This window comes from Xenorhabdus sp. SGI240 (genome assembly GCF_040081915.1).
GTDB classification, from domain to species: Bacteria; Pseudomonadota; Gammaproteobacteria; order Enterobacterales; family Enterobacteriaceae; genus Xenorhabdus; species Xenorhabdus bakwenae.
On the sequence record NZ_JBEBMB010000024.1, the window covers coordinates 55,695 to 80,978 of the forward strand.

The window sequence follows — 25,284 nt, forward strand, 5'->3', positions numbered from 1 at the left end:
TCCGATGCTAGCCTTTTCTCTAAGCGTTTCTTGATGTTGACGCCAAACTAGCCGGAGTAATAGCGTTTTTTCTGTTATGCCAGACAAACTGGGATAACAGTTCATAAAGTGAGGTTGACTGATGACAGATAAGCGCAAAGACGGTTCAGGAAAGCTGCTGTATTGCTCTTTCTGCGGGAAAAGCCAACATGAAGTACGGAAATTAATAGCCGGCCCGTCAGTGTATATCTGCGATGAATGTGTCGATTTATGTAACGATATCATTCGCGAAGAAATTAAAGAGCTAGTACCACATCGTGAGCGTAGCGCATTGCCGACTCCTCATGAAATTCGCCAACATCTGGATGATTATGTTATCGGCCAAGAAACAGCGAAAAAAGTGTTAGCAGTTGCGGTCTATAACCATTACAAGAGATTGCGTAATGGTGACGCCACGAACGGTGTGGAACTCGGCAAAAGTAATATTCTGTTGATTGGCCCGACAGGTAGTGGTAAGACGTTGTTAGCAGAGACATTAGCTCGCTATTTAGACGTTCCGTTTACTATGGCTGACGCCACGACATTAACCGAAGCGGGTTATGTCGGGGAAGATGTAGAAAATATTATCCAGAAACTGCTGCAAAAATGTGATTACGATGTGCAGAAAGCACAGCGTGGTATCGTGTATATTGATGAAATTGATAAAATTTCCCGTAAATCTGATAACCCATCAATTACTCGCGATGTGTCAGGAGAAGGGGTTCAGCAGGCCCTGTTGAAACTGATTGAAGGCACTGTAGCAGCGGTTCCTCCTCAAGGTGGTCGTAAGCATCCACAGCAGGAATTCTTGCAAGTTGATACGTCCAAAATTCTGTTTATCTGCGGCGGTGCGTTTGCCAGCTTGGATAAAGTTGTCAGCCAGCGTTTGAATGTCAGTTCAGGTATTGGTTTTAGTGCTACAGTTAGGGGTGAATCAGAGAAAGCCACAGAAGGTGAATTGCTGTCTGAGGTTGAACCGGAAGATTTGATTAAATTTGGGTTAATTCCTGAATTCATTGGTCGTCTGCCCGTTGTGGCAACGCTGACCGAACTTAATGAAGAAGCACTGATCCAGATCCTACAGGAACCGAAAAACGCGCTGACCAAACAGTATCAGGCCCTGTTTAACCTTGAGGGTGTTGAACTGGAATTCAGAAAAGAAGCATTGACTGCCATAGCGAAAAAAGCAATGGCACGTAAAACGGGTGCTCGTGGTCTTCGTTCAATTGTTGAGGATGTTTTATTGGATACAATGTACGATCTGCCATCAATGGAACATGTAGAGAAAGTTGTCGTTGATGAAGCGGTTGTTGAAGATAACTCCGCACCATTATTGATATATAGCAAGCCGGATGCCCAAGTTTCTGGTGAGTGAAGAAATGGGGTATAGGAAGCACCGATTATCAATACGCATTGAAAAAAACAAATGAGGGGTTCTCCCTCATTTTGTTTTTTGCCGATATAGGCTATTGAATGTAAGATTCCTGTCCCCATATATTTTATATTCTTTGAAGTGAAACTCGTGAAAACCGTGTTTCACGAGATTCCTAAAACTGGCGAAAGCTAAACGAAGAGAGAGCTCTATGAATCCTGAGCGTTCTGAACGCATAGAAATCCCTGTATTGCCTTTGCGCGATGTCGTGGTTTATCCACATATGGTGATCCCTCTGTTTGTTGGGCGTGAGAAGTCGATTCATTGCCTGGAAGCAGCAATGGAGCATGACAAACAAGTCATGTTGGTCGCGCAAAAAGAAGCATCTACTGATGAGCCGGGAGTCAATGATCTTTTCTCCGTAGGTACAGTGGCTTCTGTTTTACAGATGTTAAAGTTACCAGATGGCACAGTAAAAGTTCTGGTTGAAGGCTTGCAGCGTGCTCGCATTACCACGTTGACGGATAATGGTGAATATTTCTATGCACAAGTTGAATACTCTGAATCCCCTGACGTTGATGAACGTGAGCAAGAAGTTCTGGTAAGAACGGTTATTAACCAGTTTGAAGGTTACGTCAAACTGAATAAAAAGATCCCACCAGAAGTATTAACTTCGTTGCACAGTATTGAAGATGCGGCAAAATTAGCAGATACCATCGCAGCACATATGCCTTTGAAAATCAACGATAAGCAGACAGTTTTAGAAATGTCTAATGTTGTTGAGCGTATTGAATATCTGATAGCAATGATGGAATCAGAAATCGATCTGTTACAGGTAGAAAAACGTATCCGTAATCGCGTTAAAAAACAGATGGAAAAAAGCCAGCGCGAGTACTACCTGAATGAGCAAATGAAAGCTATTCAGAAAGAGTTGGGTGAGATGGATGATGTGCCTGATGAATATGAGACGCTGAAACGTAAGATTGAAGACGCGAAAATGCCGAAAGAGGCTCGCGAAAAAGCCGAAGCTGAATTGCAGAAATTAAAAATGATGTCTCCGATGTCGGCTGAAGCCACGGTTGTTCGTAGTTACATTGACTGGATGGTGCAAGTTCCTTGGGTTTCACGTAGCAAGGTAAAAAAAGATTTAATAAAAGCTCAGGAAGTACTGGATACAGACCATTATGGTTTGGAGCGTGTCAAAGAGCGTATTCTTGAATATCTTGCGGTACAGAGCCGCGTTAGCAAGCTGAAGGGGCCAATACTTTGTTTGGTAGGGCCACCTGGTGTGGGAAAAACCTCATTGGGCCGTTCTATCGCACGCGCAACTGGGCGTAAATATGTGCGTATGGCATTGGGGGGGGTACGTGATGAAGCGGAGATCCGTGGACATCGTCGTACTTATATTGGCTCAATGCCGGGCAAATTAATCCAGAAAATGTCCAAGGTAGGGGTTAAAAATCCACTGTTCTTGCTAGATGAAATCGATAAAATGTCATCCGACATGCGTGGCGACCCAGCTTCAGCATTGTTAGAAGTACTTGATCCTGAACAAAACGTAGCATTTAACGATCACTACCTTGAAGTTGATTACGATCTCTCCGATGTTATGTTCGTGGCAACCTCTAACTCCATGAATATTCCTGCTCCATTGCTGGATCGTATGGAGGTCATTCGTCTATCGGGCTATACCGAAGATGAAAAACTGAATATTGCCAAACGTCATCTGCTGCCAAAACAGATCGAGCGTAACGCTCTGAAGAAAGACGAATTGACTATCGATGATGGTGCAATTATTGGCATTATCCGTTACTACACTCGTGAGGCTGGTGTTCGTAGTTTAGAACGTGAAATCTCTAAATTGTGTCGTAAAGCAGTTAAAGCATTACTGATGGATAAGAAACTTAAGCACATCGAAATTAATGCGGATAACTTGAAAGATTATCTGGGTGTGCAAAAAGTGGATTATGGTCGTGCTGATACAGAAAATCGAGTTGGTCAGGTAACTGGCCTGGCATGGACAGAAGTTGGTGGTGATTTGCTGACGATTGAAACAGCCAGTGTACCAGGTAAAGGTAAATTGACTTATACCGGTTCATTGGGTGAAGTGATGCAGGAATCCATCCAGGCGGCATTGACAGTCGTTCGTGCTCGTGCTGATAAGTTGGGTATCAGCTCTGATTTCCATGAGAAACGTGATATTCATGTTCATGTACCGGAAGGAGCGACCCCAAAAGATGGTCCCAGTGCGGGGATTGCAATGTGTACAGCGTTGGTCTCTTGCCTGACGGGTAATCCAGTTCGTGCTGACGTCGCCATGACAGGGGAAATTACGCTGCGTGGTTTAGTACTGCCAATCGGGGGCTTGAAAGAGAAACTGCTGGCAGCACATCGAGGGGGAATTAAAACGGTTTTGATCCCAGATGACAATAAACGAGATCTGGAAGAGATCCCACAGAATGTGATCCAAGATCTGGAGATCCACCCCGTTAAACGTATAGAAGATGTGTTATCTATCGCTTTGCAGGAACCCACATTTGGCGCAGAAGTTGTATCACTAAAATAGTACAAAAATAGTGAGCTAACTCAAGAACTGTGTATAAAATTCAGGTTGGTGAGAACATTCAGGCTTGCCAGCCTTTTTTTGTGTCATTAAGTTAGATTAGTCTAATTATCTGATTAAAAATTTTGCTGTTCCATGATTTCTTGCTAATACTGGAAAAGGATTGATATGACGGTATAACTGTCGTGTTATCTGTTGTAAATCGGTTTCCGTTACGAGAGTAATACTAAAATGGGGATGATAAGAGTGAATAAGTCACAACTGATCGACAAAATTGCTGCTGATGCCAATATTTCTAAGGCAGCAGCTGGACGTGTAGTAGATGCATTCATTTCTTCCGTATCTGGTGCATTGAAAAACGGTGATGATGTCGCTTTAGTGGGGTTCGGTACGTTTATTGTACGTGAGCGTGCTGCGCGTACAGGCCGCAACCCTCAGACAGGCAAGGAAATCAAGATCGCAGCAGCAAAAGTACCTGCTTTCCGAGCTGGAAAGGGATTAAAAGACGCTGTTAATGGCTAATGAGCAGGAAACAGGCTCTGGTTTTTGTTATTGCAATAAACTTCAACTGACTAGGCCGTGTTGATAGGCTAGAATATAAGCGCATCAATTGATTGGTGCGCTTTTTTTCTCTTAGCGTTTGAATTGTCGTAATATGACAGTTTCTTTTTCACTAAAGCGGAGTTTTACGTCTTTATGATGGACAACCTACGCACGGCGGCGAACGGTCCTGTGCTCAAAATTGTGTTGGCTCTAATTATCCTGACTTTCCTGGTGACGGGGGTAACTGGTTACCTATCAAGCGAAAGTGGTAATTATGCAGCCAAAGTGAATGGCCAAACCATTAGTCGTGCTCAGCTAGAGCAGGCATTTTTGCAAGAAAAAAATGTTCAGCAGGAGAAGCTGGGAGATGAATTCTCAACTTTGTTAAGCGATGAACAGATGCTACAGCAGCTTCGGCGCCAATCATTGGAGAGACTTATCAATGCCACTTTGATTGAACAGTATGCCCGAAAGCTGGGTTTATCAGCAAGCGACAATCAGGTTGCACAGGAGATACGTAACCTACCGTTTCTCCAGACTGACGGCCAGTTTGATAACAACAAATATCAGGAGTATTTAAACTGGCTTGCTCATTCAAACATCAGCCCTGACAATTTCGCGGAACAGGTTCGTCAGGAATTGATTAATCGTCAATTGAGGCAAGCTGTTATAGGCGCGGAAATTGCGTTACCGACCGAAGTAAAACAGGAAGCAGCATTACTTTTGCAAGAAAGGACAGTACGTTTTGCGACTCTTGAATTAAAATCAATTGAGGAGAAACAAACAGTTACCGATGAAGAACTGAAAAAATACTATGACGCCAATAGTAAGCATTTTACTGTGCCGGAAAAAGTGAAAGTCAGTTATATCAAAATGGATGCTGCCGATGAACTGAAAGATGTCACTGTATCAGATGCTGATATCGAAAAATTTTATAAAAATAACCTGGCAAAATACACTAAACCTGAACAGAAGAAGTATAGCTTTATTCAACTGGATTCAGACTCTGTCGCTAAATCGGTTTTGGATGAGTTAAAAAAAGGAGCTGATTTTAGTCAATTGGCGTCAGAAAAATCGACTGACAAATTTTCTGCTCAAAAAGGTGGTGATTTAGGCTGGATGGAAGAACGTTCTCTGCCTAATGAGATTAAGTCAGCGAATTTGACACAGAAAGGGCAGCTTTCAGATGTGGTCAAATTATCTAATGGATATGCCATTTTTCGTTTAGATGATATTAAATCTCAGGAAGTCAAACCGTTGGCGGATGTGCGTTCGGAAATAGAAAAAATTGTTAAGCAGGAAAAAGCCGTTGATGCTTTTTATGCATTACAGCGGAAAGTGAGTGATGCCGCAGCGAATGATAATGAGTCTTTGGTAGCAGCAGAGAAAGCGGCGGGTTATCAAGCTGTGACCACGGACTGGTTTGATCGCGATCATGTTCCCACTGATATTAATTTCAACCAAGTTGTTCAGGCTGTTTTCTCTGGCAATTTGATTGATGATAAAGGTGCGACAGGAATTAACTCTGATGTTATTTCGGTTGAAGGCGATAGAGCTTTTATTCTGCGTGTTGACAATGTTAGGCCTGAAACAGTCCAGTCGTTTGAACAGGCCAAACCTGAAGTTACTGAATTGGTAAAACGTCAGAAAGCAGAAAAACAACTTCAGATTGAAAGTGAAAAACTCCTTGCCGCCCTGAAAGAAGGTAAAGGTGAGCAAGTATTGAAAACCGCAGGAATTCAGTTCGAGCAGCCTACCGTGATAAAACATTTGCCACAAACCAATCAGGCTACCGATGTGGCATTCACTTTACCTCATCCTAAAGCGGGTAAGCCTGTATATGGATTAGCTCAAGATGAACTGGGTAACGCTGTACTTATCCAGTTGGATAAAGTTGTTCCGGGATTTGTCACAGATGATCTGCTTAAACAGTATATGGTGGGTTATCAGTATCAGATCGGTAATATCACGCTCGAGTCACTAATCATGAATTTACGTGATGGTGCGGATATTAAGATCGGTCAACTGGAATAAAATTGCGAAGTTACTCGCATCTGCTTTTGCAAAATAGTAATTGAAAAAGGCCACTTTCGTGGCCTTTCGCATATATGAACCTTGCCTGTTGCCCGGAAATATTGTTGTGGCAATCTTTCTTTCACCAATAAAACATGGAGAGATTTATATGAAATATTTAAGGATAGTATTTAACTCACTCATGGTGGCATTGTGTATCAGTATGCCGTTGTCTCATGCAGCTACCGTTAATGAATCTACTGATAAGTTGGTGAAACAACCTGTTGGCCAACATAAAACTACCGTTGAAAACAGTAAGGTGAAAGAGGGGAAAGAGCAAGTCCCAGGCCAGCAGATACAAGAAAAAGGTGTTGTTAATATTAATACTGCGAATGCTGAAGAGTTAGCGAAAGAACTCAATGGGGTAGGCGCTAAAAAAGCACAGGCAATTGTTGAATATCGTGAAAAATATGGCCCTTTTACAGCAATAGAACAATTGCAAGAAGTACAAGGTATTGGTCCGATTTTCATAGAGAAAAATCGAGATAAATTAACTTACTAAGTATTAAGGCCCTCTTGTGCATTCATCAGTAATTTGTTCAAGAGGGCTGTGATATCGATCAAGAATAATTGATTAAATGCCATTGTAATTAAATTGGTTTGCTATTGTTACATTTTGTCTGGTCGGATGAGTGTAAGGAAAAAATAGCAATGAGCACAATTATCAAAGTCAGGGGTTACCATATTGATCTTTTCCAGCATGTGAACAATGCTCGTTATTTGGAATTTATGGAAGCAGCTCGCTGGGATTTACTTACTGAAGATGACACGCTGGAATGGTTAAATCGTAAGAATATTGGTTTTGTTGTGGTGAATATCAATATTAATTATCGCCATCCCGCCGTGATGACAGATGAGCTGGAAGTGAAATCTTCGATGCGGGAGTTACGTAACAAAAGTGGTACATTTTTTCAGGAAATTATACGCCGGGGTGATAATCAAATTATTGCAGATGCTTTAACTACATTTGCTTGTATTGATTTGAAAACGCAAAAAGCGTTAGTTTTAGAAGGTGAATTACGAGAAAGGATGGAAGCCTATAAAAACAATGCCGAATAACGATAAAATAAAAATGTGGAATGAGAGGTTCCACGAACCTCTCACAGATCACGTTAATGAGATCGTTTCGATTAACTGAGATGGGTTTTGGCTTTCATATCTAATATCGTGGCTTGGGCATTGCTTAAATAATGCTTTAATCCCTCAGCCCTGAGATGGCAGGCAGCGCATTCACCGCATCCATTACCCTGAATACCGTTATAGCACGTAAGGGTTTTATTGCGAACAAAATCCAATTTTTGATAATAATCTGCCAATGCCCAAGTTTCCGCTTTGTTTAACCACATTAGAGGGGCTTCGAAACGAATATCACGAGCGATACCAAGGCTGACTGCTTTATTGAGTGCTTTAACAAATTCATCACGGCAATCTGGGTAGCCCGAAAAATCGGTTTCACAAACGCCAGTAATAACGACTTCAGCTTCAACCTGATAAGCATAAATTGCCGCCAGAGTTAAAAATAATATATTACGGCCAGGCACAAAAGTACTTGGGAGGCCACTTTTTTCACTTTCACTGAAATCGGGTACGGGAATATTGTCTCTTGTCAGGCTACTGATGGCGAGCTCGTTCAATAAAGTCACATCAAGGACTTTATGGGCAGCAGCGCCCAATTCTTTGCTTATACGACAAGCGACATCAATTTCAGCATGATGACGCTGTCCATAATCAAAGGTGACACAGTGAACTTCGTCATATTGGTGGAGTGCCTGAATTAAACAAGTGCTGGAATCCTGTCCACCACTGAATACAACAACGGCTCGTTTCATGATATCTACCTCTGTAAATTGAAGGAGATATGTTACTCATAACCGTTTAACTTGGGTAGTTGTGTTAGATACTGTGTGATATCACCGATATTATTACGCACCCACTCTGGGTTGTAATAAGTATCAAGATAGCGCTCCCCACTATCACAGAGTAATGTCACAATTGCCCCTTGTTGGTTGTTATCGTGCATTTGCTTGGCGAGTTGTAAAGCTCCCCAGACGTTAGTTCCTGTTGATGCTCCCGTTTTTCTGCCAATTAATTTTTCAAGCCAATAAATGGTAGCAATTGTGGCAAGATCGGGAACTTGGATCATGTCATCGATAACGGTAGGAATAAAAGAAGGTTCTACGCGTGGGCGGCCAATTCCTTCTATTTTACTGCCAGTACTTCCGTAAATATCACGGCGGTTCTGATGGTAGCAATCGTAGAAGACGGAGTTCTCTGGATCGACAACAATGAGTTTAGTGTTATATCCCTGATAGCGGATATAACGACCAAGTGTCGCAGATGTGCCACCCGTTCCTGCACTCATAACGATGTAAGTTGGTTCAGGAAAAGGCTCTAGTTGCATCTGGCGGAAAATACTTTCTGCAATATTATTGTTTCCTCGCCAGTCAGTTGCTCGCTCGGCATAGGTAAACTGATCCATATAATGGCCACTAAGCTCTTTTGCTAGGCGCTCTGATTCTTGATAAATCAAGGCGGAATGCTCTACAAAATGGCATTTACCGCCATAGAACTCAATCTCTTGAATTTTGCGTTTAGCAGTACAGAAAGGCATAACAGCAATAAATGGTAAACCAAGCAAGCGGGCAAAATAAGCTTCCGAAACAGCAGTACTTCCAGATGAAGCTTCAATAATAGGCGTTCCTTCCTGGATCCAACCATTAGTAAGTGCGTAAAGGAATAGGGAACGTGCAAGTCGATGTTTGAGGCTACCCGTGGGATGAGTGCTTTCATCTTTGAGATAGAGGTAAATACCCGGAAATATTGGGAAGTTAAGACGAATAAGATGTGTATCAGCGCTGCGTTGATAATCAGCTTGGATAGCTTTTATGGCATTTGTAGCCCATAAAGACGACATAAATTGACCCTAAATAATAATACCGTAGTGGTATATAGATTACCCTTACATTTGGAGAAATAGATTATTATTTTTCTGAGAATATCCGTTATATTTGGGAAATATTTCTATAGGATTTAGATATGTTAGATAAAATAGACCGTAAGCTACTGGCACTGCTCCAACAGGATTGTAGTCTATCCTTGAATGCGCTGGCTGAAGCCGTTAATTTGACTTCGACACCTTGCTGGAAGCGTCTTAAACGACTTGAAGATGAAGGTTATATTGTTGGCAGGGTTGCCTTGTTAAATGGGGGAAAACTCGGTCTGGGTTTGACAGTGATAGTGATGATTAAAACTCAGCAACACAGCAGTGAGTGGTATGAACAGTTTGTCTCCTTTATAAAAGAGATGCCAGAAGTCTTAACATTTTATCGCATGGCTGGTGAATATGATTACCTGATGCATATAGAAGTTGTTGATATGAAGAGTTATGATCATTTCTACAAACGTATGGTAAATGGGGTTTCTGGTTTGATTGATGTTACTTCTAACTTTGCCATGGAAAAGATCAAATATACAACGGCGCTGCCAATACCAGATTCAGTAACATCATAAAGATCCCTTTGGTCGGTAGGTGCTAACTCTTTTATTTTTACCTTGGGAATAGGTGTGTGAGATTATTTTCACAATTAAGCTGGTATTTTATTCGTGAATGGCGGCGTTATCTGGGTGCTGTTATTTTCCTCGTTTTGATTGCGGTGCTGCAACTCATTCCTCCCCACTTAGTTGGGATTATCGTTGATGGCATTAGCTCAAAAACAATGACCTTCCGTCAGCTATTAATGTTGCTGGGGTTAATGCTGTTCATTGCTTTGGCAATTTATGGTCTGCGATATGTTTGGCGTGTATGGTTGTTCGGTGCTTCTTATCGGCTGGCTGTTAAGCTGAGAGGTGACTTCTACAAGCGTCTGAGTAGTCAGAATCCTGAATTTTATCTGCGTCATAGAACAGGTGATCTCATGGCACGTGCAACCAATGATGTTGACAGAGTTGTTTTTGCCGCAGGTGAGGGAGTCCTTACTTTGGTTGATGCTTTAGTTATGGGGTGTTCTGTCCTAATTGTAATGAGCGTGGAGATCAGTTGGCAATTAACATTGTTATCACTAGTGCCGATGCCTGTTATGGCCTTGGCGATTAAGCATTATGGTAATCAGCTTCATCATCGTTTTAAATCTGCGCAAGGCGCATTTTCTGTACTGAATAACCATGCGCAGGAAAGTTTGACTAGTATCCGTATGATAAAAGCGTTTGGATTGGAAAAACTTCAATCTAACCAGTTTGAAGAAGTTGCTATTGATGCTGGGCGTAAGAATATGCATGTTGCGCGTGTAGATGCGCGTTTTGATCCCACCATTTTCATTGCTATTACTGTTGCAAACCTCTTGGCTGTCGGTGGAGGGAGTTGGATGGTGGTGAAGGGTTCCATGACCCTTGGTGAATTGACCAGTTTTGTCATGTATCTGGGATTGATGATCTGGCCTATGTTGGCATTGGCATGGATGTTCAACATTGTTGAGAGAGGAAGTGCTGCTTATACACGTATCCGCAGTTTGTTGCAGGAACCCCTGGTAACCGAAGATGGTGTGTTGTCTTTGTCTTCAGAGCGGGGGAGCTTGTGGGCAAATATCAACAAATTTACCTATCCCCAAAGTAATAAACCTGTTTTGGAAAATATCCATTTTCAACTAGAGCCTGGTCAGTTATTAGGGCTTTGTGGATCAACTGGTGCAGGGAAGAGTACTTTATTGGCTTTGTTACAACGGCAGTTTGATGTCACCGATGGAGCCATTCTTTTCCAGTCAAAAAATATCTCTGCGCTTCGAATAGAAGAGTGGCGTTCACGATTGGCTATTGTCAACCAAACTCCTTTCCTGTTTTCGGATACCGTTGCAGGTAATATTGCGTTGGGACGACCCGATGCAACCCAAGAGCAAATAGAAGAAGTCGCTCGTTTAGCAAGTGTACATGATGATATTTTGCGATTGCCCCAAGGTTATCAAACGGAAGTGGGAGAACGCGGTGTGATGCTTTCCGGGGGGCAAAAACAGCGTATATCCATTGCCAGGGCTTTGCTGTTAGAGACAGAGATTTTAATCCTTGATGATGCTCTGTCAGCCGTTGATGGTCACACGGAACACCAGATTATGAAAAATCTTAGCCAATGGCGGCAACAGCGCACTGTTATTATCAGTGCGCATCGGCTGTCAGCATTAACGGAAGCCGATAATATTTTGGTTATGCAACATGGCTCAGTGGTACAACACGGCCAGCATAAACAGCTTATCACCCAATCAGGTTGGTATTCCGATATGTACCATTACCAACAACTCGAAGCTGAATTGGGTGGAGAAAATGACTAAAACTCATATAGGTAAGCTATGGCCGTCATTAAAGCGCTTACTTTCTTACGGCAAAAATTACCGTAAACCGATGCTAATTGCTGTATTGATGTTGTGGATTGCTGCATTGGCAGAGGTAAGCGGACCCCTGCTTGTGAGTTATTTTATCGACAATATGGTGGCAACGGGAAATTTACCGCTCGATATTGTCGGTGGGCTTGCCGCAATCTTCTTGATTTTGCAGCTTATTGCTGCGGCTTTACACTATTATCAAACATTATTTTTTAATCAGGCATCTGTGGGAGTGGTGCAGAAGCTTCGTACTGATGTGATGGATTCAGCATTACGTCAGCCATTAAGTGCTTTTGATAATCAACCCGTTGGACAACTGATATCCCGCGTAACAAATGATACTGAGGTCATTAAGGATCTGTTTGTTAATGTGATTCCAATGGTATTTCGCTGTACTGCACTAATTGGTGCCATGCTGATAGCCATGTTTGTTTTAAATTGGCGTATGGCATGTGTTGCAATCGTAATATTTCCGGCAGTCTTGCTTGTCATGGTGATCTATCAGCGTCTTAGTACCCCAATAGTTAGGCGGGTTCGCGGTTATCTGGCTGACATTAATGATGGTTTCAATGAAGCCATTAATGGCATGAGTGTGATTCAGCAGTTTCGTCAGCAAGCTCGTTTTGGCGAGAAAATGTTAGCAACCAACCGGGCACATTATCAGGCTCGTATGCAGGCTTTACGACTAGATGGCATCTTATTAAGGCCATTAGTGAGTTTCTTTTCTGCCGTAATATTGTGTGGTCTGCTCTTAGTGTTTGGTATCAAAGGCACTGAGGTTATCGGCGTTGGTGTACTGTATGCTTTTATTAACTATCTTGGGCGATTAAATGAGCCACTGATTGAGTTGACTTCACAGCAATCGGTATTGCAGCAAGCGGTGGTTTCAGGAGAACGTGTTTTCGAATTGATGGATAGTCCACAACAGCAATATGGCAACGATTTACGGGCGTTAGAAAGTGGCAGAATTGATATTGAAAATTTAAACTTTGCTTATCGCGGTGACAAACTTGTCTTAAGCGATATTAATCTGCATGTTCCTTCACATGGGTTTGTGGCCTTGGTTGGGCATACAGGGAGTGGAAAAAGCACTCTAGCTAATTTGATTATGGGGTACTATCCGTGGCAAGACGGTGAGATCTATCTTGACAGGCGCTCTATATCTTCGCTTTCTCACGCCGTGTTGCGTAATGGGGTGGCAATGGTGCAGCAAGATCCTGTTGTTTTGGCCGCGTCATTCCTCAACAATATCACGCTAGGGCGGGATATCAGCGAAGAGAAAATATGGGAAGTACTAGAATTAGTTCAATTAGCTGACTTTGTTCGTCATTTACCAGATGGTTTGAATTTCGTTTTGGGAGAACAAGGGAATACACTTTCAGCAGGCCAAAAACAGCTTTTAGCAATGGCTCGAGTTTTAGTGCAAACGCCACAGATCCTTATTTTGGATGAGGCAACCGCAAATATTGATTCTGGGACAGAACAATCAGTACAGAAAGCGCTGAGCATGATCCGCAAACAGACGACATTGGTGGTAATTGCTCATCGTCTTTCAACCATTACTGAGGCTGATTCCATATTAGTGCTGCATCGTGGTGCAATTGTTGAGCAAGGTCAGCATCAACAGTTACTGGAAAAGCGTGGACGCTATTATCAAATGTACCAACTCCAGCAAGTTGGCGAGACGTTGAATGAATCAGTGCACGTTTAGTGTGCATATTTAGGCTGCGTATAGGGAGCAGATGCATTTTCTGTTCCCTTTTTTATCCGCTCTTTAGCGATGTTTTTCGATAACAAACTGATTACTCATCATTTTTAACTTTTGGCATATCCCTTGCAGATATTCCCTTGTACAAACGTAGCGAAAAACGGGGGAAATATGAAACTTATTACCATCATCATCAAGCCATTTAAGCTGGAGGAAGTGCGGGAAGCACTTGCTGATATAGGTATACAGGGTATGACTATAACAGAAGTAAAGGGATTTGGGCGTCAAAAAGGTCATTCCGAACTTTATCGAGGTGCTGAATACAACGTTAATTTTTTGCCCAAAGTTAAGATTGATATTGCTACCAATGACGAACGAGTTGAAGAAATTATCCATGTTGTTCAACAGACTGCTTTCACCGGAAAAATGGGGGATGGAAAAATCTTTCTCTTTGAATTGCAGCATGCCGTCAGGATCAGGACGGGTGAAACGAATGATGCAGCACTGTAAATGAGGAGGGAAAAATGAAGAATAAATTTTTATCCATAGCGTGTATGGCGGCCAGTTTTCCTTCGTTTGCTATTGCTGCGGAAAGTCATTTTAATAAAGCAGACACTGTATTTATGTTAATAAATACGATACTGGTACTTTTTATGACAATACCCGGCATTGCCCTGTTTTATGGGGGATTACTACGCAGCAAAAATGTGTTGTCACTCATGTCACAGGTGATTGTCAGTTTTTCATTGGTTTGTGTGCTTTGGATTATTTATGGATATAGCATGACCTTTGAGACAGGCAACGCTTTTTGGGGTGGTTTTGGTCAGGTTATGTTAAAAAATATATCCATAACTGATCTAACTGGTAATTTTTATCAGTTAATTCATGTTGTTTTCCAAGGTGCATTTGCCTGTATTACTGTTGCTTTGGTGGTAGGAGCGTTATGTGAAAGAATTCGGTTTTCAGCATTGCTGATTTTTAGTGTGTTATGGCTGACCGCATCTTATATCCCTATGGCGCATATGGTATGGGGTGGCGGCTGGCTGGCTCAGGATGGAGCCTTGGATTTTGCTGGCGGGACTGTCGTTCATATTAATGCGGCAGCAGCAGGTTTGGTTGGTGCTTATTTACTTGGGAAGCGCTCAGGCTTTGGGCGGGAAGCATTTAAACCTCATAACCTACCAATGGCTTTTATTGGAACAGCGATCCTTTATATTGGATGGTTTGGCTTTAACGTGGGATCGACTGGTGAAGTCAATGCCACTTCGGCGCTGGCTCTAGTGAATACGGTGGCGGCAACGGCGGGAGCCGTGTTGACATGGGTTTTCTGTGAGTGGCTATTTCGCCAGAAACCTTCGCTTCTGGGGGCTTGTTCTGGATGTATTTCGGGGTTAGTGGTCATTACGCCTGCCGCTGCAACAGTGGGTATCGGTGGTGCATTGGTGATGGGATTGATTGCCGGTATTGCAGGCTTGTGGGGGGTAGTCATACTGAAGAAGTGGTTACGTGTTGATGATGTTTGTGATGTGTTTGGGGTACATGGAGTATGTGGCATTGTTGGTTGTGTATTGACCGCTGTTTTTACTGCCCCGGCTTTAGGTGGAACAGGGTTTGCTGAAGGAATGACAATGCTAAGGCAGCTCGGTATTCAGGTTATTAGTATATTGGTCTGTATAGTTTGGTCATCCATAGCGGCTTATATTTCATTTAAGATCGCTGATAAATTGGTTGGATTACGTATTAGTATCGAGTCAGAAAGAGAAGGACTTGATATTACTTCACATGGTGAAAGCGCTTATAACTGAGCACTTTTATTTGCAATAGGTATGCCGTAGTAACAGAAAAGTTGATTACGGCATACGGCTATTGATTCAATTCATCATAGCTTACGGATGACTCCCTCCTGAACCGCAGAAGCGATAAGCACCCCTGTGCGGTTATAGATATGCCCACGGACAAAACCACGCGCCCCTGATGCTGATGGACTTTCGATTGAATAAAGTAACCAGTCATCCATATTGAAAGGGCGGTGATACCACATTGAGTGATCAATCGTGGCTATTTGCATATTTTCCGCCATAAATTTTACGTCATGGGGCTGTAGTGCCGTAGGCAGAAAATTGAAATCTGATGCATAGCCCAGCAAACAATGGTGAATGAATGGATCTTCCGGCATTTTTCCATTGCTACGGAACCAAACATAACGCACAGGGATTTGGGATGAATGATTAGGTAGACTTTGAAGAGGAACGAATTTCATCTCCAAGGGTGGCATGGAAAAAACTTTTTTTAATTTTGTCGGGGGTGAGTTAGCCATTTTTTTTACAATGTCTTCTTGGGGATCTAACTCTTCGGGAAAAGGGACCAGGGGCATAGTATTTTGATGTTCAAAACTTGCTTCATGTCCTTGAAAGGACGCGGTCATGTAGAAGATAGGATGACCATTTTGTATTGCGCTGACGCGGCGGGCACTGAAACTTTTTCCATCACGCAATATTTCAATATCATAAACAATGGGCTTATGGCTATCACCTGGACGTAAAAAATAGCTATGAAAGGAGTGGATCATTCTATCATCCGCGACGGTTTGTTTTGCTGCATATAGCGCCTGGCCTATGACTTGCCCACCGAAAACTTGAGGAAATCCTAAGTCTTGACTTTGTCCTCGGTAAATTCCTTCTTCTATTTTTTCTAAATGTATCAAGTTAATTAAGTTTTGTAATGCTTGACTCATAACATGCCTTTACTTTTAGCGTATTTGAAAATTATAAATGAAAGATTATGGATAATAAGTTTTTATTTATTTGAAAATAAATGGATTAAGTTGTGAATGAAATTATCCTTGAGTTTTTATTTTAGATGTGAATTATCACTGCTAATTTCATTAATGCTTATCAAATAATGCGAATGTATTGCTTTGTAGATTTATCTTTTGATTTGTATGGTTATTTTTATTTTAAATGCTAAGGATAGGGAAATTGTTATTTAACTTAGGTTAAAGTTGTGAAATTATGTGGTTTTTATATGACATGGCAATGATTCATTAGTGTTATTAAATATATCTATTGTTGCACCTGTTTGCTATTCATCTACTGTGAGTTATAGCTTGAAAAAATGCTAAAGGTATTCTGTTTAGTAGGATTATTAATTTTTTGATGCTTTTTACAACGTTACGAGCAATAAAGCAGCATTCAAATGAAGTTGCCTTGCTATTTCATCATGTTTGAAAGATAATGACCACCGCTTCGAAATTTGAAGCTAACTTCAATGGGGGCTCTGTTGGTTCTCCCGCAACGCTAACTTGTTAACTTGGTCAGGTCTGGAAAGAAGCAGCCATAGCAAGGGATGCGTGTGCCGGGATGTAGCTGGCAGAGCCCTCACCAATTCCAAGCTCATCATAAGATTATACTGTCAGCCGATAATAGCTACCGGCTCAAGTCACTTTCTATCTGAACATTACAGTTTAGCGGACAAATTTCCAAACAGATGATGGGATTTTATCATAGAGTTTATTCATGGTAAGTTCAGCCAAACGGTGATCAGCCGCAGAGTAGAACAATTCAAGTTCATCTTCCGAAAGCTCGTATTTATTTTTTTCAATTACACGTTCCAGTGTTTCAATAGAAGTGCATTTTCTTAAACGCATCAGATAGTCAGTTTTAGTCATAATCGCCTTATCTTATTTGGTATAAAAAATAGTTAGTAATATATTTATCAGATTCTACTTAAAGAAGCGTTCAAATCATGTAACAAAACGTTAGTTAAGTGTTCGTTTGTTTTTTGCCATTTTGTAAGCTCAAGAAAGCTTATCTTATCACTTCCAAATAAATTATATGTTTCATCTAGATAGTCATCAATTAAGGTGCTCAGAGTGTGGTTGTCTGAGTATTTAATTTTAAAGCTCCAAACAAAAGCTGCAATGTGTTCAATCAATTCGTTTAGTTTTAAACTTTTCTCGGAGGTCAGGTCGTGAATCCAATGATTATCAGTGCGATTCAGGACGGAAAAAGCCTCATGAATTAAATTTTCGCATAAGTATTTTAATTCAGCAATATCATGTCTTCTTGGTGAATATTCATCCATAGTCACCCCCGTAAACGATGCATAGCTTATTTGAACTAAGGCTTATACATGCTAATTATTATAGTCATTCTTTTAGAATAGAGCTTATCAAAACATGATTATTATTTATTAATGTTAATGTTCTATTTTACCTATCTGCCAACTGTTTTTTTAACAATAGCTCATTTACGTTTAGTTATGACAAAAACACTAAATTCTGGCAAAGCCCCGTTTCTGGCAAGCACCAGCATTCTGCTATGAAGGATAATCATATCCACATATGCTGCGAAATATATTAAATTATACTAATACAGTAGATGCTGTAGCAATAGCACAACAATCATTATAGGCGATTGTATTGAGACTTTCAAAACCAATATAGCGTCATTATTACATATGTCACCATCGAGATGGAACACTTTTTACCATTAAAGGTGTAATCAAGGAAAAACAAGGAAAGTTACCCGCTCATCTTCTGTTTTTTATAAAAAACAGAAGATGTTGTCTTTTTAAACTCCTCATTCATTCATAAGTATTTATTTTAATTAGACTATGAATGAATTTTAACGCAGATATTGTCATCCTGTAATTTGCTGTTTGAAGGCATGTTTACTCGTTAAAAAGGCCACATAAGTGGCCTTTTTAACATAACTGAATTTAGTGAGGGGGTGAAATGTGTTCAAACTCCTCATTTTTTTTCGTAAACCGCCGCTTAATGACAACGAAAAATACAGGAACGAAATAAATTGCTAACGATGTCGCTGCGATCATTCCACCCAATACTCCCGTTCCTACAGCATTTTGTGCACCTGAACCTGCGCCATTGCTCAATACCAGAGGCATAACGCCAAGCATAAAGGCTAAAGAAGTCATCAGGATTGGGCGTAAGCGCATTCTGGCTGCTTCAAGAGTTGCTTCTATTAATCCCTTGCCTTCTTTTTCTATTAAATCCTTGGCGAACTCGACGATAAGGATGGCGTTTTTCGCAGACAACCCGATGGTCGTCAATAATCCAACCTTAAAGTAAACGTCGTTATCCAGTCCACGTATTGATGTTGCCAGTAATGCACCGATAACCCCCAGAGGGACGACTAGCATGACCGAGAACGGAACAGACCAGCTTTCATATAATGCTGCCAGGCAAAGGAATACGACAATCAATGACAGCGCATACAGTGCAGGAGCCTGGTTACCGGATAAACGTTCTTGATAAGACATTCCGGTCCAGTCATAGCCAATTCCTGGTGGTAATTGTGCTGCCAGTTGCTCCATAAGTGCCATTGCGTCACCAGTACTTTGGCCCGGCGCTGCTTCGCCCACAATTTCCATAGAAGGAAGACCGTTGTAGCGTTCCAGACGTGGTGAACCATAAATCCAAGGCTCTTTTGATGCATCTATGAACGCAGAAAACGGCACCATTTCTCCATGATAGTTACGAACATACAACTTGCTGATATCGCTTGGTAACATACGATAAGGAGAATCAGCTTGAATATAGACTTTTTTGACTCGACCGCGGTCGATAAAGTCATTGATGTAAGCACCGCCAAACATCGTGCTCAGGGTTGAGTTGATATTTGTTGTGGATACAGCCAAGGCTTCTGCTTTTTCCTTATCGATATAAAGGCGATATTGTTGTGTGTCATCTTGACCATTGGGGCGGACACTTGTCAGCATATCTGGGTGTTGTACAGCCATACCAAGTAATTGGTTGCGTGCTTCTGTCAGTGCTGCATGCCCCAGATTTCCTTTATCAATCAACTGGAAGTCAAATCCGCTGGCAGAACCTAACTCTACAATTGAAGGAATATTGAACGCAAAGACAAGACCTTCCTTGATTTGAGCAAAATTCGCATTTGCTCTGGCAACAATGGCCGGAACTTTATCTTTCGGGTCTTTACGTAATTCCCAATCTTTTAAGCTGATAAAGGCCAGACCCATATTTTGCCCCTGACCACTAAAACCAAAACCATTAACTGTAAACACAGATTTAACAACATCTTTCTCTTTGGTATAGAAGTAGTCATTGATTTCATTCAATACCTTTTGTGTCTGTTCCTGAGTTGAGCCAGGTGGTAATTGGACCATTGCCAGTAAAACCCCCTGATCTTCTTCTGGCAAGAAGGAGGATGGCAGACTCTTAAATATCCAGGCCATGCCAGCGATCAACATGACATAGATCACCAAATAGCGACCGGTGCCACGTAACATCCGACCGATACTATCAGTATAATGATGTGTACTCTGTTCAAACAGACGGTTAAACCAACCAAAGAATCCTGTGTGAGTTCCATGGCCGCCTTTGGCAACAGGCTTGAGCATCGTGGCACACAATGCCGGGGTCAGGATTAATGCCACCAGCACAGACAATATCATTGCTGAAACGATCGTGATTGAGAATTGGCGGTAAATCGCGCCTGTTGAACCTCCGAAGAAGGCCATTGGTACAAATACAGCGGAAAGCACCAGTGCGATACCGACCAGAGCGCCTTGGATCTGCCCCATTGATTTTTTGGTGGCTTCTTTCGGTGATAGCCCCTCTTCCTGCATGATTCGTTCGACGTTTTCCACTACAACAATGGCATCATCCACGAGCAGGCCTATGGCAAGTACCATAGCGAACATGGTTAACGTATTGATGGAATAGCCAAACGCAGAAAGAATGGCAAATGTACCAAGCAGTACAACCGGAACCGCAATCGTTGGGATAAAGGTAGCTCGGAAGTTTTGCAGGAACAGGTACATGACGATAAACACTAACAGAATGGCTTCTGCCAATGTTTTCACCACTTCGAAAATAGAAATTTTAACAAATGGCGTGGTGTCATACGGATAGACAATAGTTAATCCATGTGGGAAGAAAGGTTGCATCTCAGCCAGTGCTTCTTTAACGGCTTTGGAAGTATCTAAAGCGTTGGCATCAGTTGCCAGTTTGATACCAATGCCTGCTGCCGGTTTGCCATTAAAGCGACCAATGATACTGTAATTTTCCGCGCCTAATTGAATAGTAGAGACATCATGCAAACGAATTTGTGAACCATCGGGATTCATGCGCAGCAAAATGTTGCCAAATTCTTCTGCCGAATTCAGACGAGTTTGGGCGATGATCGAAGCATTTAAACGCTGACCTGGAACCGGTGGTGTTCCTCCTAATTGCCCGGCCGCAACCTGATTATTCTGCGCCTTGATTGCACTGATAACATCTTGAGTGGTGATTTTATAGTTGAGCAATTTGTCAGGGTTGAGCCAGATACGCATAGCATACTGCGTACCGAAAAGCATTGTTTCGCCCACACCAGTAACACGGCTCAAGTTATCTTTGACACTGCCCCCGATATAGTCAGCGATATCATCTTGGGTCATGGAACCATCTTGAGAGATGAAACCGGCTACCATCAAAAACGAACTGGTGGTTTTATCAACACTAACACCTTGTTGCTGAACTTCTTGAGGCAATAGCGGCATTGCCAATTGCAGTTTATTTTGAACCTGAACTTGCGCGATATCTGGATCTGTGCCTGCTTCAAAGCTCAGCATGATATTCATGTGCCCCGCAGAATCGCTGCTGGAAGACATGTACACGAGATTATCGATGCCATTCATATTCTGTTCAATAACCTGTGTTACAGTATTTTGTACTGTTGCTGCATCAGCTCCAGGATAAACGGCTGAAATGGAAATGGCTGGTGGGGCAATGTCAGGATATTGCTCCACGGGTAATTTCATGATTGCCAGCAAGCCAGATAGCATGGTGATAATCGCGATTACCCATGCAAATATTGGCCGTTCGATAAAAAACTTAGGCATGAATCACCGACTCCTTATTGAGGCTTTTTTGCGGACTCAGCTTGATTAGCCGTAGGACTAGCATTCAAATCTGTTTCCGTTGGCTTGACCGTTATTCCCGGCGCTATTTTCTGCAATCCCGTGACGATTACTCTATCTCCAGCTTTCAGACCTTCTGCCACCAACCACTTGTTACCAATTGCCTGAGTCGCATTGATATTGCGCAATTCTACTTTGTCATCTTTATCGACAATCAGTGTGGTTGCTTGACCACGAGGTGTTCTGGTAACAGCTTGCTGAGGAACCAAAACCGCATTTTTGCGTACACCTTCTTCTAACTTAGTGCGAACAAACATACCTGGCAGTAATTCTTCATTCGGGTTTGGGAACACAGCTCGCATAGTGATAGAGCCTGTTGTTTCGTCAACCGTCACGTCAGAAAACTCAAGGTAACCTTCTTGACTGTATTCTTGGCCGGTGTCAGTGATTAGATGGATTTTGGTCTTTTTGCTCTCTTTTTGAACGGTTCCTTTTGCAATTTCATTTTTGAACCGCAAATAGTCGTCACTGGATTGAGTGATATCAACATAGATAGGATCTAACTGCTGAACAATCGTTAGAGCTGTTGGCTGACCTGCTGAAACCAGTGCTCCTTCTGTGATGGTGGACTTACCCGCACGCCCAGAAATAGGGGAGGTTACCTTGGTGTATGCCAGGTTGATTCTGGCATTTTCCAATGCAGCCTGAGAGGACTGAACATCTGCTTTTGCCTGCGCATATTCTGAATTTGCTTTATCAAATTCCTGCTTACTCACGTACTGTGTGCCTAGCAAGGATTGATAGCGTTCAACGGTCAAGCGGGAAACATTCTCGTTGGCTTGCGCTCTGGCTAAACTTGCGTTGGCTTTACTGTATTCTGCTTGATAAGTTGCGGGATCTATTTGGTATAACGACTCACCAGCAACCACATCACTTCCTTCTTTATAGTTACGTTTCAGTATGATGCCGCCGACTTGGGGCCGGACCTCGGCAACACGATAAGCCGAGGTTCGGCCGGGTAATTCTGTGATGACCGTTAGAGGTTCCGCCTTCAGCGTTACGATACCCACTTCAGGAACATGCTGGCCAGCAGCCCCTTGCTGTGTATTTTTATTGTCATTACATCCTGAAAGAATGAAACTGCCTGAAATGATCAGTAATGTGGCCAGAGGCAAAACTCCCCTGTTTTTTCGCATAAGTAAACCTCAATTTTTCAATGTTGATTCGCTAATCTAACAAGTGAAATCATTACTTCGTTGGTTAATGGGTGCTATAGTACAAACATACATGAATGTATGTAAATCAGCCTCCGTCAAAAACAAAGTTTATGGCACTAAAATGGCACGAAAAACTAAACAGCAAGCAAATCAAACTCGTCAGCAAATTATAGATGCTGCGATAAAGCTCTTTTCTGAGCGTGGTGTCTCTGCTACCTCGCTATCCGATATCGCAACTGCTGCTGCTGTAACGCGCGGAGCAATTTACTGGCACTTTAAAAATAAAACAGATCTACTTTCTGTTGTTTGTAGAATGCCAGAGCATAAAATAGACGAACTAGAGAAAGAGTATCAATCAAAATATCCTGATAATCCACTTATTGCGTTGAGATATTTATTAATTGCCATGTTAAAAATGATGATTGATGATTCTCAGATTCGACAATTAATGGAAATTTTTTTCCATAAATGTGAATTCGTTGGAGAAATATCTCCATTAGTAGAGAATATTAGGGAAATGTGTATTTCTGATTACCAGAAGATTGAAAAAATGTTATTTGCTTGTATTCAATCTGGAGAGCTACCCTATGATCTTGATTTCAGACGTTCTGCCATCATGTTGAGAGCATTGATGACAGGGATATTTGAGAACTGGTCATTCTCACCGGGCAGTTTTAATCTTCAAGAGCAATCTGCTCATTTAGTGGATAGTTTCATTGATACACTTAAATACAGCCACCATTTGCGGAACATTGAAGAAAACGAAGCTTGAAGGAATCCAGCAACGGTGTTCCAGCCCGTAATGATATTCAAAATCAGCTTAAGATCCTGACGGAGCGTAAGGCGTATACAGTTGAAGGAAAGGTATCGATAGCTGATTTGGAAAAAGCGCACTCTTTCTTTGGCAAAATAGAATCAACTGAGACTGGATTGTGATCTACTCAGAAAAAATGTGCTATTCCGTCACATGCAGCGATTGCAGGAAGTACAGCAGCCATTGAATGATGGGAGCCAATAGCCAGATAAATGAAGAGCAAGCATGAGTTAGGCTTATTCCTCAGATTGCCGGGCCTGTTTTTTCAATTTCCCTTGAAGATCGTGTTTGACGATTTCTAGTGCTGCCAGTGCGATAGCAGGAGAAATTTCGTTACATTCAAGCAGATAAATAAGATCTACTGCGAGTTGTATTTCAGGTGGTGCTTGTTCCAGAGCCATAGCTACAGCTTCCTTTGTGATTAATCTGAATGCTCTTGCTTTTCTATCGACTTCTCGATTCGCATTAATGCTTGACGGCAGCGGGCGAGCCTACCCGCCAAGGCGGCAATTTCTTTTTGCAGTTTGTACTTATTGGCAAGTGTAGTTTGTTTATTTAACTGTAATTCCCTGTCATCAATCATTGCCATTAAACGACGTTCATAATCTTGATGTTCTGCCAGACGTTGATAAAGATCCTGTTTTTGTGATCGGCGCTCAAATTTATCTTCCTGTTTTCGCAGCGCTTGGGTGGATATCTCGCGCTTAAGTGCCTCGATTTGTGTTACTAAACGCTCGGCAAGGAACTTCACTTGTTCAATCCGATAATCGCTTATACAGGCTTTCAATTGTTCCAGATTTTGCCTGATTTCTTGCATATATCCACCGAGTTTATTGCTGCGGTGGTGAAATAACACTTGATCAAAACGGGCAGTGGAAAAAGGGATATCAGGCAGTAAAGCTAGCTCTTTTTCCAGAGTACTGACTTGTTTTGCAAGTACACTTAATAAATTTTGTATGCCCATTAGCATCTCATTATCATTAATAATCTGTCTGTTAAAGTACTCAGGTGTGGAGCTTGACTTAAGTCAACAAAATATAAGCAGCGGCTTGCTTGGCAGTTGCTTTTTTTCGGCAGTTTGAATAGATTTTACCGTTTTCTTTTTAAACCTGGCTGGCATCAATTATGACCGCTAACGCACAACAACTGCAATTAATTAAAGATAGTATCGAAACCATCCCTGATTATCCAAAGGCGGGGATACTTTTTCGTGACATTACTACATTGCTCGATAATCCAGCGGCCTATCAAGCCACAATCGATTTATTGGTAGCTCGTTATCAAAATACAGGCATCACGAAAATTGTTGGTACTGAAGCACGTGGTTTCTTATTCGGAGCACCTGTTGCCCTGCGTCTGGGGGTGGGTTTCGTTCCTGTTCGCAAAAAAGGTAAATTACCGCGTGAAACATTGAGCGAAACTTACGATCTGGAATATGGTACAGATACATTAGAAATCCATAAAAGCGGCATTCAGGAAGAGGATAACGTGCTGGTTATTGATGATTTGCTGGCAACGGGGGGCACCATTGAGGCGACGGTACGTTTGATTCGTCGTTTAGGTGGTCAAGTTTCTGAAGCGGCATTCGTTATTGGATTGCCGGATTTAGGTGGTGTTGAACGTTTGAAAAAACAAGGCGTTGACAGCTACACCCTCGTTGAATTCCCCGGTCACTGATTATTCTGTTTTTTTGCATTATTGATACATCAGCCTCGCCGTCAAC

At 41.9% G+C, this 25,284-nt stretch carries 23 protein-coding genes and 1 other RNA gene; 15 read left to right on the plus strand and 9 right to left on the minus strand.

Annotated features, from left to right (window positions below):
• The first annotated feature begins 121 nt into the window (after positions 1-121).
• The 6 genes from clpX to ABLA76_RS05780 all read left to right on the plus strand — a co-directional run bounded on the left by clpX (position 122) and on the right by ABLA76_RS05780 (position 7,628).
• Positions 122-1,393, plus strand: coding sequence for an ATP-dependent protease ATP-binding subunit ClpX (clpX, locus tag ABLA76_RS05755; protein WP_348987207.1), 1,272 nt, complete (start codon positions 122-124; stop codon positions 1,391-1,393).
• A gap of 208 nt (positions 1,394-1,601) precedes the next feature.
• The gene (lon, locus tag ABLA76_RS05760) at positions 1,602-3,956 is read left to right on the plus strand and encodes an endopeptidase La (RefSeq protein ID WP_348987208.1); all 2,355 of its coding nucleotides are present in this window, start codon (positions 1,602-1,604) and stop codon (positions 3,954-3,956) included.
• A 234-nt stretch (positions 3,957-4,190) separates the two neighbouring features.
• Entirely contained in the window at positions 4,191-4,475 is a 285-nt protein-coding gene (hupB, locus tag ABLA76_RS05765) for a nucleoid-associated protein HU-beta (RefSeq protein ID WP_285811832.1), read from the plus strand.
• Positions 4,476-4,649: 174 nt separating this feature from the next.
• Positions 4,650-6,530 (plus strand): peptidylprolyl isomerase, encoded by a 1,881-nt coding sequence (gene ppiD, locus ABLA76_RS05770; RefSeq protein ID WP_348987209.1) that lies wholly within the window; start codon positions 4,650-4,652, stop codon positions 6,528-6,530.
• A gap of 148 nt (positions 6,531-6,678) precedes the next feature.
• Positions 6,679-7,071 carry a ComEA family DNA-binding protein gene (locus ABLA76_RS05775; protein ID WP_348987257.1) on the plus strand — a complete coding sequence of 131 codons (393 nt, stop codon included), beginning with the start codon at positions 6,679-6,681 and terminating at the stop codon, positions 7,069-7,071.
• 149 nt (positions 7,072-7,220) lie between these two features.
• Positions 7,221-7,628: a YbgC/FadM family acyl-CoA thioesterase gene (locus tag ABLA76_RS05780; protein ID WP_047766808.1), complete on the plus strand. Its 408-nt coding sequence runs from the start codon at positions 7,221-7,223 to the stop codon at positions 7,626-7,628.
• Positions 7,629-7,699: 71 nt separating this feature from the next.
• Here ABLA76_RS05780 and queC read toward each other — a convergent pair whose 3' ends face one another.
• Both queC and ABLA76_RS05790 read right to left on the minus strand, forming a co-directional pair.
• Positions 7,700-8,398, minus strand: coding sequence for a 7-cyano-7-deazaguanine synthase QueC (queC, locus tag ABLA76_RS05785; RefSeq protein ID WP_348987210.1), 699 nt, complete (start codon positions 8,396-8,398; stop codon positions 7,700-7,702).
• 32 nt (positions 8,399-8,430) lie between these two features.
• Positions 8,431-9,483 (minus strand): PLP-dependent cysteine synthase family protein, encoded by a 1,053-nt coding sequence (locus tag ABLA76_RS05790; RefSeq protein WP_348987211.1) that lies wholly within the window; start codon positions 9,481-9,483, stop codon positions 8,431-8,433.
• 122 nt (positions 9,484-9,605) lie between these two features.
• Here ABLA76_RS05790 and ABLA76_RS05795 point away from each other — a divergent pair, with 122 nt between their 5' ends.
• The 5 genes from ABLA76_RS05795 to amtB all read left to right on the plus strand — a co-directional run bounded on the left by ABLA76_RS05795 (position 9,606) and on the right by amtB (position 15,448).
• Complete coding sequence (locus ABLA76_RS05795) at positions 9,606-10,079, plus strand: Lrp/AsnC family transcriptional regulator (RefSeq protein ID WP_348987212.1); 474 nt, start codon at positions 9,606-9,608, stop codon at positions 10,077-10,079.
• Between the two features lie 56 nt (positions 10,080-10,135).
• Positions 10,136-11,884 carry a SmdA family multidrug ABC transporter permease/ATP-binding protein gene (locus ABLA76_RS05800; protein ID WP_348987213.1) on the plus strand — a complete coding sequence of 583 codons (1,749 nt, stop codon included), beginning with the start codon at positions 10,136-10,138 and terminating at the stop codon, positions 11,882-11,884.
• On the plus strand, positions 11,877-13,646 hold the full coding sequence (locus tag ABLA76_RS05805) for a SmdB family multidrug efflux ABC transporter permease/ATP-binding protein (protein ID WP_348987214.1): 1,770 nt from the start codon (positions 11,877-11,879) through the stop codon (positions 13,644-13,646). The genes ABLA76_RS05800 and ABLA76_RS05805 overlap by 8 nt, the downstream gene beginning before the upstream one ends.
• Before the next feature lie 168 nt (positions 13,647-13,814).
• A complete protein-coding gene (glnK, locus tag ABLA76_RS05810) occupies positions 13,815-14,153 on the plus strand; it encodes a P-II family nitrogen regulator (protein ID WP_047766799.1) in 339 nt (112 codons plus the stop codon).
• 14 nt (positions 14,154-14,167) lie between these two features.
• A complete protein-coding gene (gene amtB, locus ABLA76_RS05815) occupies positions 14,168-15,448 on the plus strand; it encodes an ammonium transporter AmtB (RefSeq protein ID WP_348987215.1) in 1,281 nt (426 codons plus the stop codon).
• 74 nt (positions 15,449-15,522) lie between these two features.
• Here the strand turns inward: amtB and tesB are convergent, their stop codons facing one another.
• Entirely contained in the window at positions 15,523-16,377 is an 855-nt protein-coding gene (gene tesB / locus ABLA76_RS05820; protein WP_348987216.1) for an acyl-CoA thioesterase II, read from the minus strand.
• A gap of 543 nt (positions 16,378-16,920) precedes the next feature.
• On the opposite strand from tesB, the gene ffs reads away from it, so the two are divergent.
• Positions 16,921-17,017, plus strand: an RNA gene (gene ffs, locus ABLA76_RS05825) — signal recognition particle sRNA small type.
• Between the two features lie 89 nt (positions 17,018-17,106).
• Here the strand turns inward: ffs and ABLA76_RS05830 are convergent.
• From ABLA76_RS05830 to ABLA76_RS05845, 4 genes are all read right to left on the minus strand, one after another.
• Positions 17,107-17,310 carry an HHA domain-containing protein gene (locus ABLA76_RS05830; protein WP_047766794.1) on the minus strand — a complete coding sequence of 68 codons (204 nt, stop codon included), beginning with the start codon at positions 17,308-17,310 and terminating at the stop codon, positions 17,107-17,109.
• Positions 17,311-17,357: 47 nt separating this feature from the next.
• A complete protein-coding gene (tomB, locus tag ABLA76_RS05835; protein WP_047766792.1) occupies positions 17,358-17,726 on the minus strand; it encodes an Hha toxicity modulator TomB in 369 nt (122 codons plus the stop codon).
• Between the two features lie 636 nt (positions 17,727-18,362).
• Positions 18,363-21,512 carry an efflux RND transporter permease subunit gene (locus ABLA76_RS05840; RefSeq protein WP_348987217.1) on the minus strand — a complete coding sequence of 1,050 codons (3,150 nt, stop codon included), beginning with the start codon at positions 21,510-21,512 and terminating at the stop codon, positions 18,363-18,365.
• 14 nt (positions 21,513-21,526) lie between these two features.
• A complete protein-coding gene (locus tag ABLA76_RS05845; protein WP_047766789.1) occupies positions 21,527-22,726 on the minus strand; it encodes an efflux RND transporter periplasmic adaptor subunit in 1,200 nt (399 codons plus the stop codon).
• Between the two features lie 142 nt (positions 22,727-22,868).
• On the opposite strand from ABLA76_RS05845, the gene acrR reads away from it, so the two are divergent.
• Together acrR and ABLA76_RS05855 are read left to right on the plus strand one after the other, a co-directional pair.
• On the plus strand, positions 22,869-23,519 hold the full coding sequence (gene acrR / locus ABLA76_RS05850) for a multidrug efflux transporter transcriptional repressor AcrR (protein ID WP_348987218.1): 651 nt from the start codon (positions 22,869-22,871) through the stop codon (positions 23,517-23,519).
• On the plus strand, positions 23,516-23,683 hold the full coding sequence (locus ABLA76_RS05855) for a hypothetical protein (protein ID WP_348987219.1): 168 nt from the start codon (positions 23,516-23,518) through the stop codon (positions 23,681-23,683). The genes acrR and ABLA76_RS05855 overlap by 4 nt, the downstream gene beginning before the upstream one ends.
• 114 nt (positions 23,684-23,797) lie before the next feature.
• Here the strand turns inward: ABLA76_RS05855 and rsmS are convergent, their stop codons facing one another.
• Both rsmS and ABLA76_RS05865 read right to left on the minus strand, forming a co-directional pair.
• A complete protein-coding gene (gene rsmS, locus ABLA76_RS05860) occupies positions 23,798-23,962 on the minus strand; it encodes a pleiotropic regulatory protein RsmS (RefSeq protein ID WP_072059730.1) in 165 nt (54 codons plus the stop codon).
• Positions 23,963-23,982: 20 nt separating this feature from the next.
• On the minus strand, positions 23,983-24,525 hold the full coding sequence (locus tag ABLA76_RS05865) for a primosomal replication protein (protein ID WP_047766787.1): 543 nt from the start codon (positions 24,523-24,525) through the stop codon (positions 23,983-23,985).
• A gap of 161 nt (positions 24,526-24,686) precedes the next feature.
• Here ABLA76_RS05865 and apt point away from each other — a divergent pair, with 161 nt between their 5' ends.
• Positions 24,687-25,238 (plus strand): adenine phosphoribosyltransferase, encoded by a 552-nt coding sequence (apt, locus tag ABLA76_RS05870; protein WP_047766786.1) that lies wholly within the window; start codon positions 24,687-24,689, stop codon positions 25,236-25,238.
• The last annotated feature ends 46 nt before the right edge of the window (positions 25,239-25,284 follow it).

What these genes read in the sequence shown, in the direction of transcription:
- clpX (WP_348987207.1), top strand. Translation starts at nt 122, where the DNA reads ATGACAGATAAGCGCAAAGACGGTTCAGGAAAGCTGCTGTATTGCTCT.
- lon (WP_348987208.1), top strand. Translation starts at nt 1,602, where the DNA reads ATGAATCCTGAGCGTTCTGAACGCATAGAAATCCCTGTATTGCCTTTG.
- hupB (WP_285811832.1), top strand. Translation starts at nt 4,191, where the DNA reads ATGATAAGAGTGAATAAGTCACAACTGATCGACAAAATTGCTGCTGAT.
- ppiD (WP_348987209.1), top strand. Translation starts at nt 4,650, where the DNA reads ATGATGGACAACCTACGCACGGCGGCGAACGGTCCTGTGCTCAAAATT.
- ABLA76_RS05775 (WP_348987257.1), top strand. Translation starts at nt 6,679, where the DNA reads ATGAAATATTTAAGGATAGTATTTAACTCACTCATGGTGGCATTGTGT.
- ABLA76_RS05780 (WP_047766808.1), top strand. Translation starts at nt 7,221, where the DNA reads ATGAGCACAATTATCAAAGTCAGGGGTTACCATATTGATCTTTTCCAG.
- queC (WP_348987210.1), bottom strand. Translation starts at nt 8,398, where the DNA reads ATGAAACGAGCCGTTGTTGTATTCAGTGGTGGACAGGATTCCAGCACT.
- ABLA76_RS05790 (WP_348987211.1), bottom strand. Translation starts at nt 9,483, where the DNA reads ATGTCGTCTTTATGGGCTACAAATGCCATAAAAGCTATCCAAGCTGAT.
- ABLA76_RS05795 (WP_348987212.1), top strand. Translation starts at nt 9,606, where the DNA reads ATGTTAGATAAAATAGACCGTAAGCTACTGGCACTGCTCCAACAGGAT.
- ABLA76_RS05805 (WP_348987214.1), top strand. Translation starts at nt 11,877, where the DNA reads ATGACTAAAACTCATATAGGTAAGCTATGGCCGTCATTAAAGCGCTTA.
- glnK (WP_047766799.1), top strand. Translation starts at nt 13,815, where the DNA reads ATGAAACTTATTACCATCATCATCAAGCCATTTAAGCTGGAGGAAGTG.
- amtB (WP_348987215.1), top strand. Translation starts at nt 14,168, where the DNA reads ATGAAGAATAAATTTTTATCCATAGCGTGTATGGCGGCCAGTTTTCCT.
- tesB (WP_348987216.1), bottom strand. Translation starts at nt 16,377, where the DNA reads ATGAGTCAAGCATTACAAAACTTAATTAACTTGATACATTTAGAAAAA.
- ABLA76_RS05830 (WP_047766794.1), bottom strand. Translation starts at nt 17,310, where the DNA reads ATGACTAAAACTGACTATCTGATGCGTTTAAGAAAATGCACTTCTATT.
- tomB (WP_047766792.1), bottom strand. Translation starts at nt 17,726, where the DNA reads ATGGATGAATATTCACCAAGAAGACATGATATTGCTGAATTAAAATAC.
- ABLA76_RS05840 (WP_348987217.1), bottom strand. Translation starts at nt 21,512, where the DNA reads ATGCCTAAGTTTTTTATCGAACGGCCAATATTTGCATGGGTAATCGCG.
- ABLA76_RS05845 (WP_047766789.1), bottom strand. Translation starts at nt 22,726, where the DNA reads ATGCGAAAAAACAGGGGAGTTTTGCCTCTGGCCACATTACTGATCATT.
- acrR (WP_348987218.1), top strand. Translation starts at nt 22,869, where the DNA reads ATGGCACGAAAAACTAAACAGCAAGCAAATCAAACTCGTCAGCAAATT.
- rsmS (WP_072059730.1), bottom strand. Translation starts at nt 23,962, where the DNA reads ATGGCTCTGGAACAAGCACCACCTGAAATACAACTCGCAGTAGATCTT.
- ABLA76_RS05865 (WP_047766787.1), bottom strand. Translation starts at nt 24,525, where the DNA reads ATGGGCATACAAAATTTATTAAGTGTACTTGCAAAACAAGTCAGTACT.
- apt (WP_047766786.1), top strand. Translation starts at nt 24,687, where the DNA reads ATGACCGCTAACGCACAACAACTGCAATTAATTAAAGATAGTATCGAA.